Origin of the sequence: Alistipes putredinis DSM 17216 (assembly GCF_000154465.1) — a bacterium.
Classification (GTDB): Bacteria; Bacteroidota; Bacteroidia; order Bacteroidales; family Rikenellaceae; genus Alistipes; species Alistipes putredinis.
The window spans coordinates 410,175-427,775 of record NZ_DS499577.1; the positions used below are offsets into that span (position 1 = coordinate 410,175).

Below are 17,601 nucleotides of genomic sequence, written 5' to 3' on the forward strand. Positions count from 1 at the left end.
CATTTATTGCAGATTATATGAATTATGAATGAATGCAATATTCTTTCAATATTCGTTATTTTGAAGTCCTTTTGCTCCGGATTTTTCGTATATTTGCAGGACGTGGAGCAATCCTGTGGACCGGCATGAGCGAAGTCGTCCGCCGCCGGATTTTTAGGGTTTACTCCGATGTTTCCGACTTTATCTTGAAAGGTAATGGCAATAGAAAAAAAATATGTTGAAACTCCGCTGATGAAGCAATATTATGCGGTCAAAGCGGTGCATCCCGATGCGATTCTCCTGTTTCGTGTCGGCGATTTTTACGAAACTTTCGGCGATGATGCGATCAAGGCCAGCGGAATTCTGGGCATCACCCTGACGCGACGTGCCAACGGAGCCGCGACATTCGTCGAGCTGGCAGGGTTTCCCTATCATGCGATCGACACCTACCTACCCAAGCTGGTCCGAGCGGGCGAACGCGTGGCGATCTGCGAACAGCTCGAGGATCCCAAACAGGTCAAAGGGCTGGTCAAGCGGGGCGTCATCGAGCTGGTTACGCCGGGCGTGGTGCTGGGAGATAATATTTTGGCCAACAAGGAAAATACCTATCTGGCGGCGGTCTATTTCGGCCGGAAAAATACCGGCGTGGCTTTTCTCGATATTTCAACCGGCGAATTTTATGCCGCCGAGGGCAGCGATGCTTACATCGACAAACTCATTTCCAACCTGGCGCCGAAGGAAATCATCTACCAGCGCGGATACGAAGACCGCTTCTCCGATGCGTTCGGCAGTCGGCACTATACCTATCGGCTCGATGAGTGGGTCTTTTCGGAGTCGGTCAACCGGGACAAGCTCTGCAAGCAGTTCGGCACTCAGTCGCTCAAGGGCTTTGGTATCGAACAGTTCAGCAGCGGCATTTCGGCGGCAGGGGCCATTCTCTACTACCTCGAATTTACCGAACATAAGAATACGGCCCATATTTCGTCCATTTCGCGTATCGACCAGGAGGATTACGTTTGGGTCGATAAATTCACGATCCGCAACCTGGAGCTCTTCTCTTCGAACGGTTCGCGCGAGAAGTGCGCGTTCGCAGACGTGGTCGATCGCACCCTCACGCCGATGGGCGGGCGTCTGCTCAAGCGGTGGATCGCCTTGCCGATCAAGGAGATTGATCGCATCAACGAACGTCTGGATGTCGTGCAGCGGTTTTACGACGAGCCCGATTTGGCCGAAAGCGTCGCCGAGCAGATTTCGCAGGTCGGCGACCTGGAGCGCATCGCTTCGCGCATAGCGGCGGCTCGGGTAACCCCCCGCGAAATCGTACAGCTTAAAAATTCGCTTTCGGCGATCGAACTCCTCAAAGCCTTGTTGGAATCGACCGACGACGAGCGTCTTCACGCGTTGGCCGAACAGATCGATCTGCTGGCGGAGGTTCGGGAGCGTATTGCCCGCGAGGTTTACCCCGACCCGCAGAACAATCAAATTCAGCGGGGCGGCATTATCGCCGACGGCGTGGACGCCGAACTGGACGATCTGCGCCGCATCGCTCTGCATGGCAAGGATTTCCTGAACCGTATTCAGCAGCGGGAGAGCGAGGCGACGGGAATTCCGTTGAAAATAAGCTACAACAATGTCTTCGGTTATTATATCGAAGTCCGCAACACGCACAAGGACAAGGTTCCCGAGTCGTGGATCCGCAAGCAGACGCTGGCCAACGCCGAGCGGTATATCACCGAAGAGCTGAAAGAGTATGAAGAAAAAATTCTCGGTGCCGAGGAGAAGATGCTGTTGATCGAACAGCGGATTTACGCCGAGTTGATCGGGTTCATTACGCATTCCCTGGGAGCTTTGCAGCGGGATGCCGCCGTCGTGGCGCGTATCGACTGCCTGCAATCTTTCGCCCGTATCGCTCGGGAGCGCAACTACGTCCGTCCGACGCTCGACGACGGCACGCGCATCGAAATCCGCCAGGGACGGCATCCGGTGATCGAAACCCTGATGCCGGTGGGAGAGGAGTATATCCCCAACGACTTGCTGCTGGACGATAAGGAGCAGCAGATCGTGATGATTACGGGTCCCAACATGTCGGGTAAGTCGGCTTTGCTGCGGCAGACGGCCCTCATTATCCTGATGGCCCAGATGGGGTCGTTCGTCCCGGCGAAAGCGGCTCATATCGGCGTGGTGGACAAGATTTTCACCCGAGTCGGGGCTTCCGACAACATTTCGCAGGGCGAATCGACCTTCATGGTCGAGATGCTCGAGTCGGCCAGCATCCTGAACAATGTTTCCGACCGCAGCATCGTCCTGTTGGACGAAATCGGACGCGGTACGAGCACCTACGACGGTATTTCGATCGCCTGGGCGATGGTCGAATACCTGCACAACCATCCGACGGCCCGTGCCAAGACGCTTTTCGCGACCCACTACCACGAACTCAACGAGATGGAGCAGATGTGCCCGCGCGTGAAGAACTACCATGTGAGCGTCAAGGAGGTGGATAAGACGATCGTCTTCCTGCGCAAGCTGGAGCGGGGCGGAACGGAGCATTCGTTCGGTATTCACGTTGCCCGGATGGCCGGAATGCCGGCCTCGGTCGTAGCCCGCGCCGAAGAGATCCTGAAGAATCTGGAGCTGGTATATGGCAACAACGAGATCGTGCCCAGCAAGAGTCCTCGACGCCGCGACCGAAAAGCGCTCCCCGGAGTTCGCGAGGCGGCGGAAGCGGGGGATCAGACGCGGGGTATGCAGCTTTCGATGTTCCAACTCGACGATCCAGTGCTGGTGCAGATCCGAGATCAGATCAAGGGGTTGGACATCAATGCTCTCACTCCGATCGAGGCGCTTAATAAATTAAATGAAATCAAAAAGATAACTGGATTATGATAAAGCGATACTTTATAGTTGTACTGCTTCTTTCCCTGTTTCCGGCCGGGGTGTCGGCACAACGCCGTGCAGCCGCTAAAAAAGATTGGAAAACGAAATACGATTATGTGGGTGCAGTGCATGACGGACGTATTCTCGTACACCGGGGCGGAGAGGGTAGCAATCCCCGTATGGGCCGTTTTTATACGGACGGCTGTTTCGGTTATACGGACACCTGCGGTACGGTGGTCTTCCCGCTCATCTATGACTATGCCGATAGTTTTTCCAATGGGTTTGCCGTGGTCGGCAAAGGGGAAAAGAACGATCGTCGTTTCGGGCTTATCGATCGTCAGGGGCGTGAAGTCGTGCCCTGTATCTATGCGGATGTCGCGGGTTTTTCGTCAGGCCTTGCCCGGGTACAGGAGGGGACGGATTCCGTCCGCCGCTATGGGTATGTCGATACGCTGGGACAGGTCGTAATTCCATTGAAATACGATTATGCCCGGGATTTTTCCGAAGGAATGGCAGTCGTAGCCAAAGGCGAATGGAGCGGTAAGTCCGGCTATGGAAAAAGGGATTTTGAATTTACCGGGAAATACGGATTCATCGATCGTCGGGGTAACGAAGTGATTGCTCCGATATACGACGGTGCGGCCGATTTTTCCGAAGTGCTGGCCGCTGTCGGACAGATGGGGAAATATTATGTACGCTGGGGATTTGTCGATGCCGCAGGGACGTTGGTCATCCCATGCAAGTATTACGAGGTTTCTTCGTTCCGAAATGGCCGTGCGGTCGTCTGCATTGTTTCCGGCGGTGCTTTGAAGTACGGCAGTATCGACCGGAATGGACGGGAAATCCTACCTTGTATTTACGATTGGGTGCAGCCCACGCCGTTCGGAACGACCTGGGTCGGAGAAGGGGAGGATTTCGCTTCCCGGGCCTGTACCCTGCTCGATGTTTCCGGCAAACCGTTGATCGACTATAAGGTCTATCAGGTGAACCCGAGCGGAAAATTCGGGCATGCTTCCGCAGGTGTTCCCGATTCTACCGGGTTGCTTCGATTCGGAGTATTGGACGGTCGCGGACGTGTTATCGTACCGTTCGAATACGATGACATAACGATCTTTTCGGAGTGGGATTCGGCCGCTACCGCTTACGTGGAGCGAGGAATCGCCGAAGTGAAGGGGAAAAAGTATCCGTTTGCCTTGCGCCGGGGGGAATAAATGGAAGAGAGTATCTGACAAGTCCGATTCTAACGTTTTCACCCCTGCCGGAAGACATTCTTGGCAGGGGTGATTTTCAAATTCGGGGAGTTGTCGGACGGTTCCTTTTTGTCGTAATGGACTGCGTGTCGAGGCGAGTTACACAGACTGCCTGTTGCGAAAATCGATTTTCGGGGAATGGATTCGCGTGCTCCTATTTGGCGTTGATCTGCGACTGGATGCTGCGGATCAACATGCTTACGGCAACGGAATTGAAACCTCCCTCCGGGATGATTACGTCGGCGTATTTCTTCGACGGCTCGACGAACTCCTCGTGCATGGGCTTGACTGTCGTGGTATATTGCGAGATGACCGACTGCATGGTGCGCCCCCGCTCGCATACGTCGCGCAGGATGCGGCGGGCGAGGCGGATGTCGGCGTCCGTATCGACATATACCTTGATGTCCATCAGGTCCCGGAGTTCCTTGTTCTCGAAGATCAGAATACCATCGACGATGATTACCTTCGAAGGTTTGACCAGCACGGTTTCGGCCGTTCGGTTGTGATCGACGAACGAATAGACCGGATGTTCGATCGGAACGTTGTTTTTCAGCGTGCGGATGTGTTCGACGAGCATATCTGTATCGAACGATTGAGGGTGGTCGTAATTGAGTTTCGTGCGCTCTTCGTACGTCAGTTCGGGATGGGCTTTGTAGTAGTAGTCGTGGCAGAGCGTGACTACCTCTTCCTCCTTGAAAGCCTCCTGCAATCGTTTTACCAGCGTGCTTTTACCCGATCCTGTGCCGCCTGCGACACCGATGACTGTCACATTCATAATTCCCGATTTGTGGTTCTTTTTTATTCTCCGTTTTCTGCGTGCGATAACCGCCTGACCGGTTTTTCTCCGAAAACGGTGTGATTTTTTCCCGTATTTGCACCCGCACGAAGTCGGTAGGTATTTCCGATTTCATCTGTCCGATGAAGCGTCCCGGAATCTGTTTTTTCTTTTTCCCCGCCGTCGGATTTCGGATAAATTACGTCAAAAAAACGGTATGTTTCGTTTTCTCATTTCCCGTTTGCCGTATGGCCGAACTCCGAGTGTGCTGCCAACTTCGTCCTTTCCGATGAACGCATCGGGTTAGCTTTCCGTCGCAATCGAACGATGGGGTAGCTCCCGCCAGCCAAACGGATATGGAAAAGGATTGCTCCCCTGCGGGGTGCAATCCTTTGTAATTTTCGATTATGCGTCGATATTGGCGTAGTGAGCGTGTTTTTCGATGAACTCGCGTCGCGGGGGAACCTCGTCGCCCATCAGCATCGAGAATACGCGGTCGGCTTCGGCAGCGTTGTCGATGGTTACTTTGCGCAGAATCCGGGTGTCTGGGTTCATCGTGGTTTCCCACAACTGATGGGAGTTCATTTCACCGAGACCTTTGTAGCGCTGGACGTGTACGCCCTTGCCCATTTCGGCCGTGATCTCGTCACGCTCCTTCTCCGTCCAGCAATAGCGCTCCTGCTGGCCCTTTTTCACGAGGAACAGGGGCGGGGTGGCGATATAGACGTGCCCGTTTTCGATCAGCTCTTTCATCTTGCGGAAGAAGAAGGTAAGCATCAGCGTGGCGATGTGGCTGCCATCGACATCGGCATCGGTCATGATGATGATCTTGTCGTAGCGGAGTTTTTCGAGGTTGAGCGCCTTGCTGTCCTCCTCCGTGCCGATCGTCACGCCGAGTGCCGTGAACATGTTCTTGATCTCCTCGTTCTCCCACATGCGATGCTCCTGGGCTTTTTCGATATTCAGGATCTTACCGCGCAGCGGCATGATCGCCTGGAAGTTCCGGTCGCGGCCCTGCTTGGCCGTACCGCCTGCCGAGTCGCCCTCGACGAAGAAGATTTCGGCGATCGAACGGTCGCGGCTCGAACAGTCCGCCAACTTGCCCGGAAGGCCCGCACCCGAAAGCACGGTCTTGCGCTGCACCATTTCGCGGGCATGGCGCGCCGCGTGCCGGGCCGTTGCAGCCAGGATGACTTTCTGTACGATGGCTTTGGCGTCGCGCGGATTCTCCTCCAGGTAGTGACTCAAGGCCGTCGACATCGCCTGATCGACCGCTGCCGACACCTCGTCGTTGCCCAGTTTGGTCTTGGTCTGCCCTTCGAACTGCGGTTCTGCGACCTTGACCGAAACTACGGCCGTCAGACCCTCGCGGAAGTCGTCGCCGTTGATATCGAACTTGAGTTTGGCGAGCATGCCTGAATCCTCGGCGTATTTCTTGAGCGTGCGGGTCAGGGCGCGGCGGAAACCCGTCAGGTGCGTACCGCCCTCGATCGTGTTGATATTATTGACGTAGGAGTGTACGTTCTCCGAGAAGGAGTCGTTGTACTGCATGGCCACCTCGACCGGCACGCCGTTCTTTTCGGTGTCGATGTAGATGATCGATTCGGTGATGGCCTGACCGCGCGTGGCGTCCAGGTATTCGACGAACTCCTTGAGGCCCTCTTCCGAATAGAAATGGTCGCCGACGTATTCGCCGTTCTCGTCCCGCTGGCGTTTGTCCAGCAGGTTCAGGTGGATGCCTTTGTTCAGGAATGCCAACTCACGCAGGCGGTTGGCCAGGATGTCGTACTTGTATTCCGTCGTGAGCGTGAAGATACTGCCGTCGGGTTTGAAGGTGATCGTGGTTCCGCGATCGTCGCAGGTGCCGATCACTTCGACCGGCGAAGTCGGAGCGCCTTTGCTGTACGATTGGCGGAATATTTTGCCGTCGCGGTGGATTTCGGCGATGAGCAGCGTCGAGAGTGCGTTCACGCACGAAACACCCACGCCGTGCAGACCGCCCGAAACCTTGTAGCTGCCCTTGTCGAACTTGCCGCCCGCATGGAGCACGGTGAGCACGACTTCGAGTGCGGACTTGCCCTCTTTTTCGTGGAAGTCGGTCGGGATGCCTCGGCCGTTATCCTTGACTGTGATCGAGTTGTCTTCGTTGATCGTAACGTCGATGTCGGTACAGTGTCCTGCCAACGCCTCGTCGATCGAGTTATCCACCACCTCGTAAACCAGGTGGTGCAAACCTTTTTCTCCGATGTCGCCGATATACATGGCCGGACGCTTCCGGACCGCTTCCAGACCTTCGAGGACCTGGATGTTGGAGGCGGAATACTCCTCTTCCTGCTTCTTTATCTCTTTTCCTTCAGTACTCATATTGACCTTAAATATATCGTACAAATATACGGAAAAGTTTCGTAAGATGCAATAATCAAGCACCCCTTTGCCATTGATTTTTGCCGCAGCCGGATTTGCGGGGTGCTTATTCGGGCGAAATATCGGATACCGGAAGCGTAGCCGGATCAGTGGATAAGAGCTTTGATAACATCCCGATCGACGTCGGAGAGATCGATCGGCTTGTGGGTCGGTTGCGTGTATCGCAATCCGCTGATGGTGGCGACTCCCTGTCGGCCGTTTCGGGTGACATAGATGAAATAACCGTACCGGAATAAATCTTCGACCGAAAGTACCGGGGACTGAAACATGATTTCGAACAGCTTTTTACCCGTATGGTCTATGGCTATAAACTTTCCTTCGTCTGTTTCCACGATCCCGATTCTGTTTTCACTTATGATGGGTGTGTGGCATCGGGCGTATTTCCCGAAAGGGACGATTGGACGTCCGGTCGCATTTTCATATCCGACCAACCGTCGGCCGTTTTTCCTGATTTCTTTGCGGTATAATATCGGCCGGGGAATTTCGAATGTTTTGAGAACGGCCTGTATGCTGCCCCGGGAAAAATTTACGTCGCAAATGAAATCTACTGTTTTCAGACTGTCGGCGATTGCAGTTTTCAGTCTTTTTTTAGCGGCATCCGAAGCATCGATGATTCCGCTTTTATGAGCTACTATCAAGGGCTGTATGGTAATGGGGTTTCCGGATGGATCCGGGAGGATACGCATCCAACAGGTCCACAGCCCGTCCGTGAATTGTGCGAATTGCATGTAGTCGAAGTGCAGAAACAGCGGATCGCCCAGCATCGGAGAGGGGCAGGGAAAGGAAGGATATGTCCAATTCGTATAGGTCAATCGCCCCTCCTCGAAAACGAATATGGGTTTCGTTCCGTCCTGGTAGAATATGCCTGATATAGGAAGTGTGCCTGAATAGAAGGTGGCCGGATAATAACCGGTATGGTCGCGGACGAAAATGCCGCTGAAATCTATTTCGGAGTAGTCTGATTTGCGTATCGTGTGATCCAGGTAGAGTTTGTCGTCGATCAGTCGCCAGTAGGAATGGTGTTCGTGATCACCGTCTATGTAGATAACGAATCCCTCTGCGGTAGGCTGATGAATAAGTGCCTGGAATTTTTTTTCGAATACCCGGTCGTTGCGGGCCAACTCGTCCAGCGGAGTGTCGTCCAACCAATGTAAGTCCAGTCTGAGCGTATCTGTGCCGATGATAAGACTGTCGGCTTTTGCCGTGGTTATTGGGGCCACTGCCGCCAATAACAGGAACAACCGGAAAAGAGTACGGAGTCTCATAACCCAAACCTGTTTTTATTCGGAATTATCTGTACCTGGCAACGATGAAACTTAGGTCGCAGGGTTTCCGTTTGTGCGGGCATTCGTTAAATATCCTGCAGCATCGTTTGTACCGGAACCTCCTTGATCTTGCCTTTCGAGAAGAGGATCGTGCGGGACGGATATTCTTCGATGAGGGCCGTGTTGTGCGTGGACATGACTACGGCGCAACCTTGACGAGCGATTTCCTGGAACAGCCGAATGATGCCTTCGGCCGTCAGCGGATCGAGGTTGCCGGTAGGTTCGTCGGCCAAAAGCAGGCGGGGACGGTTCAGCAGGGCGCGGGCGATGACCAGACGCTGCTGTTCGCCGCCGGAAAGCTCGAACGGCATCTTGTAGCCTTTGGCTTCCAGCGATACGACCTTGAGTACCTCGTCGATCCGCTTGCGGATTTCTGATTCGTTTTTCCATCCCGTTGCCTTCATTACATAGTATAGGTTCATGAAGACGTTCCGGTCGGTGAGCAGTTGGTAGTCCTGGAAGACGATGCCGATTCTACGTCGCAGCATCGGAATCTCCCGTCGTTTGAGTTTTCGCAAGTCGAAGCCTGCGACGTATCCTTCGCCTTCAATGAGTTGAAGCTCGGCATATAAAGTTTTGAGTAAGGAGCTTTTACCGCTTCCCACACGCCCGATCAGATAGACGAATTCACCGGCGTTGATGTCGAAATTCAGATCGGACAAGATCAGTTCTCCCTGTTGCAGCAACTTTTTTTCGGAGCGGCTGCCGAAAGGATCGTCCGTGTGGTATATCGTTACGCCGCGCAGCCGGATTACGTTTTGTTCGCCCATGAGTCGAGTTGGTTGAAAGGTTCGTGGTGTCCGTGTGTGCCGATCGGCCGATGCAGGACGAATGTTCTTCGTTTCGTGCCGTCGCACTCCGATTCGGACGGGAGCAAAGGTAATGAAAATGAAGGCAGAATAAAACAAACTCTTCTGTTTTTTACACCGATCATATCCTACCTTCCACAAAGGTAATGAAAATGTCCGAAAAATAGTCCGTTTCGGTCATCGTGCCGGACAATAATCCGTATTTTTTTTGGAACTCCCGGTAATGAATAGTATTTTTGTTATTAATTATGGTATAAATTGACAATAAGGGGATAATGGGAAGTGAATCCATGTTGCAGGAGATATTGTGGGATACGAAGATCGGGTGGTGGAAAGTAGATATGGCCCGACGGGTTCTTTTGTTGTCCGATTATCTCTGTAAGACGATAGGAACTGAGGAGTCCGAGATCGGTTACGACCGTTTTCTGCAGTCGGTCGGAGAGCCGTTCCGGGCTTCGCTCAAAAGCCTGATGTCCACGGATGCGAGCCTGTTCTCCGCCGAGCAGATTTTTTCGCTGTGTGGTCCCCGGGGTGAGGTGTGGTTCCGCTGGAAGGTCCTGCGCCGGGAAACGGCAGCCGACAAGGGGCTGGTTGTTTCGGGATATGCCCAGGAAATCAGCGAAAGGGAGGCTTTGCCGGTCGATCTTTGCTCGATCGAGCGGATGAATACGCTTCTTTATCGGTTGAACAATATTTCGCATACGCTGCTTTCTTTCCTTCATATTGGTTCCATCGACGAGGCGATCAACAAGGTTCTGACCGATGTCCTCAAGATATTTCGTGGCAGCCGGACCTATATCGCGGAGTTCGACTGGGATAACCGCAGGCATATTTGTACGTACGAAGTGACGGACAAGGGCGTGGAGAGCGGCCGGGATCGGTTCGATCGACTTTCGATGGACGAAACCCCCTGGTGGGTCGAGCAGCTCGAAAAAAGGAGTCCTATTGCTCTTTCCTGTTTGGACGACCTTCCTTCCCGGGCAAGGAACGAGCATGATATTCTGGCTGCACAAAATATCGGTTCGCTGTTTGTGCTGCCGATGACATTTCGTGATAAACTTTGGGGGTATGCGGGAATCGATGTGATCGGGGAGCACCGCGATTGGCAGAACGAGGATTACCAATGGTTCGCATCGCTGGTCAATATCATCAATATCTGTATCGAATTGCAGCGTTCGAAGCGGGAGGCGCAAATCGAACGCGATTATTTGCAAAACCTCTACCGGTACATGCCGCTGGGGTATGTCCGTTTCCGGATGATTTACGACAAGACGGGGACGCCGGTCGATTACAAGGTGCTCGATTCGAATTATGCTGCGGAAAAGATTATCGGAAAATCCCAAGCCGACTATGTGGGGCGGCTGGCGAGCGAGCTGGAGATCGAAGATATGCCCGAGTACCTGAAAGTTTTCGCCAAAGTATTGCAGGTGGAGCAGCATGTCGAAAAGGAGGTCCGTTTGTTGGCTTCCGGCCGGTATGTTCATGTCGTTATGTATTCGACCACTCCCGAGGAGGTGATTTGCCTGCTTTCGGATATGACCGAAATGTATGAAACGCACGAGGCGCTCGACCGCAGTGAAAAGCTATTGCGTAATATTTATGACAATATTCCCGTCGGTATCGAACTGTACGACAGGAACGGCTTGCTCGTCGATCTGAATAACAAGGATCTGGAGATTTTCGGGATTCGGGACAAGGAGGATGTGCTCGGGGTCGATTTTTTCAAGAATCCCATTCTCGACGAGGAGGTCTGGCGCCGGGTGCGGAACCGGGAGGAGTTCTCGTTCAAGGCGTATTATCCCTTCGATCGTTTGAACGGTTATTATGTTACCTCCAAGCAGGGCCGCCTCGAAATATACAGTTCGGTGTGTATGCTTTACGATGCGCAGGGGCGGTTGAGCAATTTCTTCCTGATCAATATCGACAATACGGAAATCAATCGGGCGCATAGTCGTATCGCGGAGTTCGAAAGCTCGTTTTCGCTGGTCAGTCGTTTCGGCAAGGTCGGATACTGTCGCTTCGACCTGGTTTCGAAAGAGGGGTATGGCGTGCCGCAGTGGTATTATAACCTGGGCGAGAAGGAGGATACGCCGCTCGATCAGATCCTCGGTGTGTATAAACATGTCAATTCCTCCGACCGGGCTGAAGTTCTGGAGTCCATCCGACAGGTGAAAGCCGGCGAGATCGACAGTTTCAGCCATGATCTTCGGATCGATGCGGACGGACGACAGAAGTGGACCCGTATCAATGTGATGCGCAATCCCCTGAATAACGATCCTTCGAAGATCGAAATGGTGTGTGTCAATTACGACATTACCGAGTTGAAGGAAACGGAGAAGAATTTGATCGAAGCGAAGAACAAAGCCGAAGTGAGCGATCGTCTGAAATCGGCTTTTCTGGCTAATATGAGCCATGAAATCCGCACGCCACTGAATGCCATCGTCGGCTTTTCGAATCTGATCGCTGAAACCGAAGATCCCGACGAACGACGGGAGTATGTAGCCATTGTTCAGGAAAATAACGAATTGTTGTTGAAGCTGATTTCCGACATTCTCGATTTGTCGAAGATCGAAGCCGGAACGCTCGAATTCAACGATGTGGAATTCGATGTGAATCAGATGTGTCAGGAGATTGTACGGTCGTTGAGCCTCAAGGTCCTGGATAAACCGGTGGAGTTGCGTTTCGGCGATCATCTGCCCGAATGTCGGTTGGTAGGCGACAAGACCCGGATTACGCAGGTGTTGATTAATTTTATTAATAATGCGTTGAAATTCACTCGTGAAGGGTCTGTGACATTAGGCTACCGGTGCGATGACGGGATGATGCTTACCTTTTATGTCGAAGACACCGGTACCGGGATTCCCGAGCAGGAGCAGGAGTCTGTCTTCGAGCGTTTCGTGAAACTCAACAGTTTTGTCCAGGGGACCGGGTTGGGACTGGCCATCAGCAAGAGTATCGTCGAACAGATGGGCGGTCGTATCGGCCTGAACTCCGAACCGGGAAAGGGTTCTTGTTTTTGGTTTACGCATCCTTACATCCGGACCCGGTCTGTGTCGGCGGTTGCTTCCGATGCGGAGATGCGGCAACCAGGCGTTTCGGAGGGGAAAATGCCCGTCGTTCTCGTTGCCGAAGATACCGACAGCAATTTTCTGCTGGTGTCGCTGATTCTTAAGAAAGGGTATGAAGTGCTTCGGGCCCATAACGGAGCGGAAGCGGTGCGCATGTGCCGGGAGTTCGCTCCGGATGTGGTGTTGATGGATATGAAGATGCCCGTTATGGATGGTTTGGAAGCTACGCGGCAGATTCGGGAGGCGGGAAGTTCCGTTCCCATCATTGCCGTCACAGCATATGCATACGACAGCGACCGTGCGAAAGCGCTCGATGTCGGGTGCGATGATTATATTGCCAAACCATTAACGGGGGATGTTCTGAAAAAGAAGCTGCGTAAGCATCTGAAACGGTAGCGGTTCCGCAGGCATGGTACGTGAAAATATTCTTGTATGCAATGCCGATCGGGTGAATTTTTATGTTGGATGCGCACAAGGCAGAGGTGGGGCCTTTGGAAAATAAGCAGACGAATTTTCGGTGTTATATCGATACGTGCAGGTAATGTCTGCATTAGGTGGTGGAACATCATTGACAGTAGCAATGGCTTTTTTATGTATTTTTTTTGGGAGTATTAGTTTGCTTTTTTTTATTTTGCGTTTAAGGCAAAAAAAAGCAGAGTTCAAAGATGAAACGGAAAAGTTTTATCCGAATTTTTTGCATCTGTTTGTGGCTATTTTTTTATGCTTGTGCTATATATTGTATGATTGTTAGGCCCTTTGCTTAATACCAATATATAATTCGTTGGTTAATATAATCGAAGAATGGTTTTTTTCTTTTTTCTTATTGGAAGTCTTAGTTTACTTTGGTTCATTACGGGTCTGAAGATGAACAAAACAGATCCTAATAATGAAATAGAAAAGATTTATCCCAGTTATTGGCATTTAATTACAGCTATCATTCTGATTGGTTGTGCTATATTCCAACTTTATATGGTATATGGCGATTGATTGGTTCCGTATAAAACTTTCAATAGTGACGAGGACATTTTGGTAAAGTTCCGATAAATTTGGCTTTCTGCCCGGTTTTTCGTATCTTTGTACTCACTTCAATGAAATTCTATCCCTACGAAGGGGGTGACCGGTTTTGACAGCAGGCAGAGTTTGATTGTAAGCACGTCGAGCATTGTGTGGTGGCTCGTAAATATCAACACTCGAACTACAAATGGCAATAATAGCTATGCACTCGCTGCCTAATTTTCAAGGAAAATTGGCTTAATCGTTGGATCCAAGGCGGTTCGACGACGAGTATCCCGGAAGGCCGTTCCGCTCTTTAACGGTTTTCCATACGGGGTATCGATCATTTAGAGATAGTACGGCGGAGGGTTCCGGCTGTCGTGCGAAAATTCAGGAACTGGGATCCGGGTTAGGTTGCCGCCTGCCAGACCCGGATAGAAGGACGAAACGGCGGATAAGCGTGTAGAAAGCTTTCGGGTTCCTTGTTTGGACGCGGGTTCGACTCCCGCCACCTCCACATTCGGCGACGTTCCGGTTTTCCAGAACGTCGCTTTTTGTATGCGGGGCATCTTACTTTGCAAAGCTTCATCCCGCTTTTCAGACTTCAGCAGCACTCGGTCGGAGGGGGAATACTATTTTTATCGGTATTTCGAGGAATTCTTTGATCGGGCGGGGTATCCCGCAGTTCCGGATACAGAGATCCATGAGTCTGTCGTAAATCGGATGCGTCGTGTTCCGATCTTTTGCGGGTTCTTTGTAATCCGGAGCAGTACTCCGATACGGATAAATTCGTATCTTTAACTCGGTTTCAGATACTCCGCCTCGGCAAAATGCAAATAAAAATTTGCTTTTGCACTCGGCTTATTCGTAATCTTTGACTTCGTCTTAGATACTTCGCCTCGGCAAAATGCAAATAAAAATTTGCTTTTGCGCTCGGCTTATTCGTAATCTTTGACTTCGTCTTAGATACTTCGCCTCGGCAAAATGCAAATAAAATTTGCTTTTGCGCTCGGCTTATTCGTATCTTTGCCACGTGCTGGCAGGACTTTTCTATATTCTTTTTTGCTGGGCGCTGGGGAACGGCGTCAGTCTGCTTATCGGCGGGTATCTGCCGGGGAGTATCGTCGGTATGATCCTGCTGTTCGCTTCTCTCTGCCTGCATATCGTGGATGCGGAGATGATCCGGCCCGCCGCTCGTTTTCTGCTGGGCGCTATGGCCCTGTTTTTCATCCCGTACGGGGTGGGGTTGATGGTATCCTACGAAGTCCTGCTCGATAATTTTTGGGCGATCGTTATTTCGGGCGGAGTGAGTACGATGTTGGTGCTGGTCTGCGTCGGAAGGGTTTTTCAAAAACTGAATAAAAAGGCGTGATGGAGCAGTTCGTCGGATCGGATCTGGTGTTGCTGACCCTCACGGTCGGCTTTTATTGCCTGGGAAGTGCGTTATACAGTCGAACCAAGTTCGCCCTGCTGCACCCCGTGCTGCTCGGTTTCGTGGCGATGATCCTTTATCTGAAACTTTTCGGTATCGGTTACGAGCATTACCGTCGTTCGACCGAGTTGCTCAATTTCGGACTGGGACTTTCGGTCGTGGCTCTGGGTTATCTGATGTACGAACAACTCGAGCATATGCGGGGACGGTTGCTTCCGATTCTCGTGTCGGTCGTCGTCGGCTGCGTGGTCGGAGTTCTTAGTGTGGTTTATCTGGCGCGTATGCTGGGGGCGGATCGGATTTTGCAAACTTCGCTTGCTCCGAAATCCGTGACGGTGCCGATCGCCGTATCGGTTGCGGAACCGCTCGGCGGCATCATTACGATCACCTCGGTCGTCGTCTTTTGTGTCGGTATTTTCGGCAGTCTCGTCGGTCCCTGGCTGCTTCGGCGTTGCGGGGTCACGGATCCTATGGCACAGGGATTCGCGCTGGGGTCTGCGGCGCATGGCATCGGAACGGCCCGTGCGATCGAAATCGGTGCGCTGGAAGGGGCGCTCAGCGGTTTGGCTATGGCACTGATGGGGATCATGACGGCCCTGCTGCTGCCGGTGATCGAGAAATTCCTCTACTGATTTTTTGTCTTCCGGAAAAAGGATTACCTTTGCAAAAATTTTTTCGGGCGGAAGCGTAACGCTCGGATGCGGCGATGTCCGTTCCGGACGCAATGCGCGGTATGTTTCGCGCCATTTTATTAAAATCAATGGTATGGATTGGCTCTACTCTTTATTTGTCGGTGGCGGGATAGCCCACACCGTATTCACGCTCGCATTGGTGATTACCGCAGGTATTCTGTTGGGCAAAGTCAAGGTTTGCGGTATCTCGCTCGGTATCACCTGGATTTTGTTCGTCGGCATCATCGCCGCGCATTTCGGTATGGGAATCCCGGCCGAAGTACGTCATTTCATCCAGGAGTTCGGTCTGATCCTTTTTGTTTTTTCAATCGGTATGCAGGTCGGCCCGGGTTTCTTCGCTTCGTTCAAGCATGGCGGGCTGACGCTCGTCTGCCTGGCTTCGACGATCGTTTTGCTCGGGGTAGGCGTGGCGTACGTGATTCATTTGGTATCGGGTACGCCGATTCCCACGATGGTCGGCATCCTTTCGGGTGCGGTGACCAACACGCCGGGACTGGGTGCAGCACAGCAGGCTTATGCGGACGCTTCGGGAGTCGAAGACCCCAGTATTGCCCTGGGCTATGCCGTAGCTTATCCGCTGGGCGTGATCGGTATCATTTTCTCGATGATCTTCATCCGTTATGCTCTGCGGGTGAAATTCGGGAAGGAGGATGAGGCGCTCGCTGCGATTTCCGCAGAACACAAGATGGCCGAAATCGTTTCGATCGAGTGTACGAACAAGATGTTGAGCGGACACGACATCTCCTATGTCAATGAGTTGATCAATCGGAAATTCGTTATTTCCCGGATCGCTCATCCCGACGGTACGATCGTATTGGCGGACAGCAACAGTATTATTTCGCTCGGGGATAAGGTATTGGTCGTCTGTGCATCCGAAGATTGCGAAGCGGTGACGGCTTTCATCGGTAATCGGATCGAAATGGGGGAGAAGGAGTGGGATACGCCGGATTCGAAGCTGGTTTCGCGTCGTATTCTGATTACCAAGCCGGAGATCAACGGCAAGACTTTCGCCGATCTTCGCTTGAGAACCCGCTACGGCATCAACATTACGCGTGTCAATCGTGCCGGAGTCGATCTGATTCCCTATCAGGGAATGCAGCTTCAGATCGGCGATCGCGTGATGGTCGTGGGGCCGGAGAATGCGATCGAGAAGGTCGCCGCCGTATTGGGTAATTCGCTCAAAAAACTCCGTGAGCCGAATCTGGTGACGATCTTCGTCGGTATCGCGCTCGGTGTTCTGTTGGGTTCCATTCCGTTGTTGAACGTGCCGCAGCCCGTTAAGCTGGGTTTGGCAGGTGGTCCGTTGATCGTGGCGCTGTTGCTCGGCCGCTTCGGTCCCCGGTTCCATTTGGTGACCTATACTACCATGAGTGCCAACTTGATGTTGCGCGAAGTGGGCATTGCGCTCTTCCTGGCGGCAGTCGGTCTGGGAGCCGGCGACGGGTTCATCGATGCGATCGTTGGCGGCGGTTACCGCTGGATCGGATACGGTGCGCTGATTACGGTGATCCCGTTGTTGCTGGTCGGTATTTTCGCCCGCGCCCGGCTAAAGATGAATTACTATACGCTCATGGGACTTATGGCCGGTAGTATGACCGATCCTCCGGCACTGGCTTATGCCAACGGCACGGCAGGCAACGATATGCCGGCCTTGAGCTATTCGACGGTTTATCCCGTCGTGATGTTCCTGCGGGTGCTTACAGCTCAGATATTCATTCTGTTCGCGTTGTAGAACTCTACGACGCGGCCCCGGTCGGGGCTTATGTAACAATACCAACTCCCGCAGTCGTGCTGCGGGAGTTGTCGCAAATATTGCAGAAGGGTTGTAATCCTGCATCGGAAAATCGGGCCAGTTTTTTGATGGGAGGGTTAATTTCGATATTTTCAGCTCTATTTTCCGCATTTTGCTATCTCTAAATTAAATGAAAAATAACAAAATTCCAAATTATTTAGGGGAAAATAGCTAATCGTATATTTCAA

At 52.3% G+C, this 17,601-nt stretch carries 10 protein-coding genes and 1 other RNA gene; 7 read left to right on the forward strand and 4 right to left on the reverse strand.

Annotated elements, in window-relative coordinates; all coding sequences use genetic code 11:
• The first annotated feature begins 195 nt into the window (after window positions 1-195).
• Entirely contained in the window at window positions 196-2,862 is a 2,667-nt protein-coding gene (mutS, locus tag ALIPUT_RS02060; RefSeq protein WP_004327968.1) for a DNA mismatch repair protein MutS, read from the forward strand.
• Window positions 2,859-4,064: a WG repeat-containing protein gene (locus tag ALIPUT_RS12010; RefSeq protein ID WP_004327969.1), complete on the forward strand. Its 1,206-nt coding sequence runs from the start codon at window positions 2,859-2,861 to the stop codon at window positions 4,062-4,064. Before mutS ends, ALIPUT_RS12010 begins: the two co-directional genes overlap by 4 nt.
• Before the next feature lie 193 nt (window positions 4,065-4,257).
• On the opposite strand, the gene udk is transcribed toward ALIPUT_RS12010, so the two are convergent.
• From udk to ALIPUT_RS02090, 4 genes are all read right to left on the reverse strand, one after another.
• Window positions 4,258-4,878, reverse strand: a complete 621-nt coding sequence (gene udk, locus ALIPUT_RS02070) for a uridine kinase (RefSeq protein WP_004327970.1) — start codon at window positions 4,876-4,878, stop codon at window positions 4,258-4,260.
• Window positions 4,879-5,283: 405 nt separating this feature from the next.
• Entirely contained in the window at window positions 5,284-7,242 is a 1,959-nt protein-coding gene (gene gyrB / locus ALIPUT_RS02080; protein ID WP_004327972.1) for a DNA topoisomerase (ATP-hydrolyzing) subunit B, read from the reverse strand.
• 146 nt (window positions 7,243-7,388) lie between these two features.
• Window positions 7,389-8,567: a hypothetical protein gene (locus ALIPUT_RS02085; protein ID WP_004327973.1), complete on the reverse strand. Its 1,179-nt coding sequence runs from the start codon at window positions 8,565-8,567 to the stop codon at window positions 7,389-7,391.
• 86 nt (window positions 8,568-8,653) lie between these two features.
• On the reverse strand, window positions 8,654-9,397 hold the full coding sequence (locus ALIPUT_RS02090; RefSeq protein ID WP_004327974.1) for a cell division ATP-binding protein FtsE: 744 nt from the start codon (window positions 9,395-9,397) through the stop codon (window positions 8,654-8,656).
• 314 nt (window positions 9,398-9,711) lie between these two features.
• Between ALIPUT_RS02090 and ALIPUT_RS02095 the strand changes: the two genes are divergently transcribed.
• The 5 genes from ALIPUT_RS02095 to ALIPUT_RS02120 all read left to right on the forward strand — a co-directional run bounded on the left by ALIPUT_RS02095 (window position 9,712) and on the right by ALIPUT_RS02120 (window position 17,353).
• A complete protein-coding gene (locus tag ALIPUT_RS02095) occupies window positions 9,712-12,900 on the forward strand; it encodes a response regulator (protein ID WP_050751445.1) in 3,189 nt (1,062 codons plus the stop codon).
• Between the two features lie 713 nt (window positions 12,901-13,613).
• Window positions 13,614-14,017, forward strand: a transfer-messenger RNA (tmRNA) gene (gene ssrA / locus ALIPUT_RS12305).
• A 516-nt stretch (window positions 14,018-14,533) separates the two neighbouring features.
• Window positions 14,534-14,869: a CidA/LrgA family protein gene (locus ALIPUT_RS02110; protein ID WP_040293354.1), complete on the forward strand. Its 336-nt coding sequence runs from the start codon at window positions 14,534-14,536 to the stop codon at window positions 14,867-14,869.
• The gene (locus tag ALIPUT_RS02115; protein WP_004327981.1) at window positions 14,869-15,561 is read left to right on the forward strand and encodes an LrgB family protein; all 693 of its coding nucleotides are present in this window, start codon (window positions 14,869-14,871) and stop codon (window positions 15,559-15,561) included. The genes ALIPUT_RS02110 and ALIPUT_RS02115 overlap by 1 nt, the downstream gene beginning before the upstream one ends.
• 133 nt (window positions 15,562-15,694) lie before the next feature.
• Window positions 15,695-17,353 (forward strand): putative transporter, encoded by a 1,659-nt coding sequence (locus ALIPUT_RS02120; RefSeq protein ID WP_004327982.1) that lies wholly within the window; start codon window positions 15,695-15,697, stop codon window positions 17,351-17,353.
• The last annotated feature ends 248 nt before the right edge of the window (window positions 17,354-17,601 follow it).

Coding starts and splice junctions, on each gene's coding strand:
- mutS (WP_004327968.1), top strand. CDS start 196: ATGGCAATAGAAAAAAAATATGTTGAAACTCCGCTGATGAAGCAATAT.
- ALIPUT_RS12010 (WP_004327969.1), top strand. CDS start 2,859: ATGATAAAGCGATACTTTATAGTTGTACTGCTTCTTTCCCTGTTTCCG.
- udk (WP_004327970.1), bottom strand. CDS start 4,878: ATGAATGTGACAGTCATCGGTGTCGCAGGCGGCACAGGATCGGGTAAA.
- gyrB (WP_004327972.1), bottom strand. CDS start 7,242: ATGAGTACTGAAGGAAAAGAGATAAAGAAGCAGGAAGAGGAGTATTCC.
- ALIPUT_RS02085 (WP_004327973.1), bottom strand. CDS start 8,567: ATGAGACTCCGTACTCTTTTCCGGTTGTTCCTGTTATTGGCGGCAGTG.
- ALIPUT_RS02090 (WP_004327974.1), bottom strand. CDS start 9,397: ATGGGCGAACAAAACGTAATCCGGCTGCGCGGCGTAACGATATACCAC.
- ALIPUT_RS02095 (WP_050751445.1), top strand. CDS start 9,712: ATGGGAAGTGAATCCATGTTGCAGGAGATATTGTGGGATACGAAGATC.
- ALIPUT_RS02115 (WP_004327981.1), top strand. CDS start 14,869: ATGGAGCAGTTCGTCGGATCGGATCTGGTGTTGCTGACCCTCACGGTC.
- ALIPUT_RS02120 (WP_004327982.1), top strand. CDS start 15,695: ATGGATTGGCTCTACTCTTTATTTGTCGGTGGCGGGATAGCCCACACC.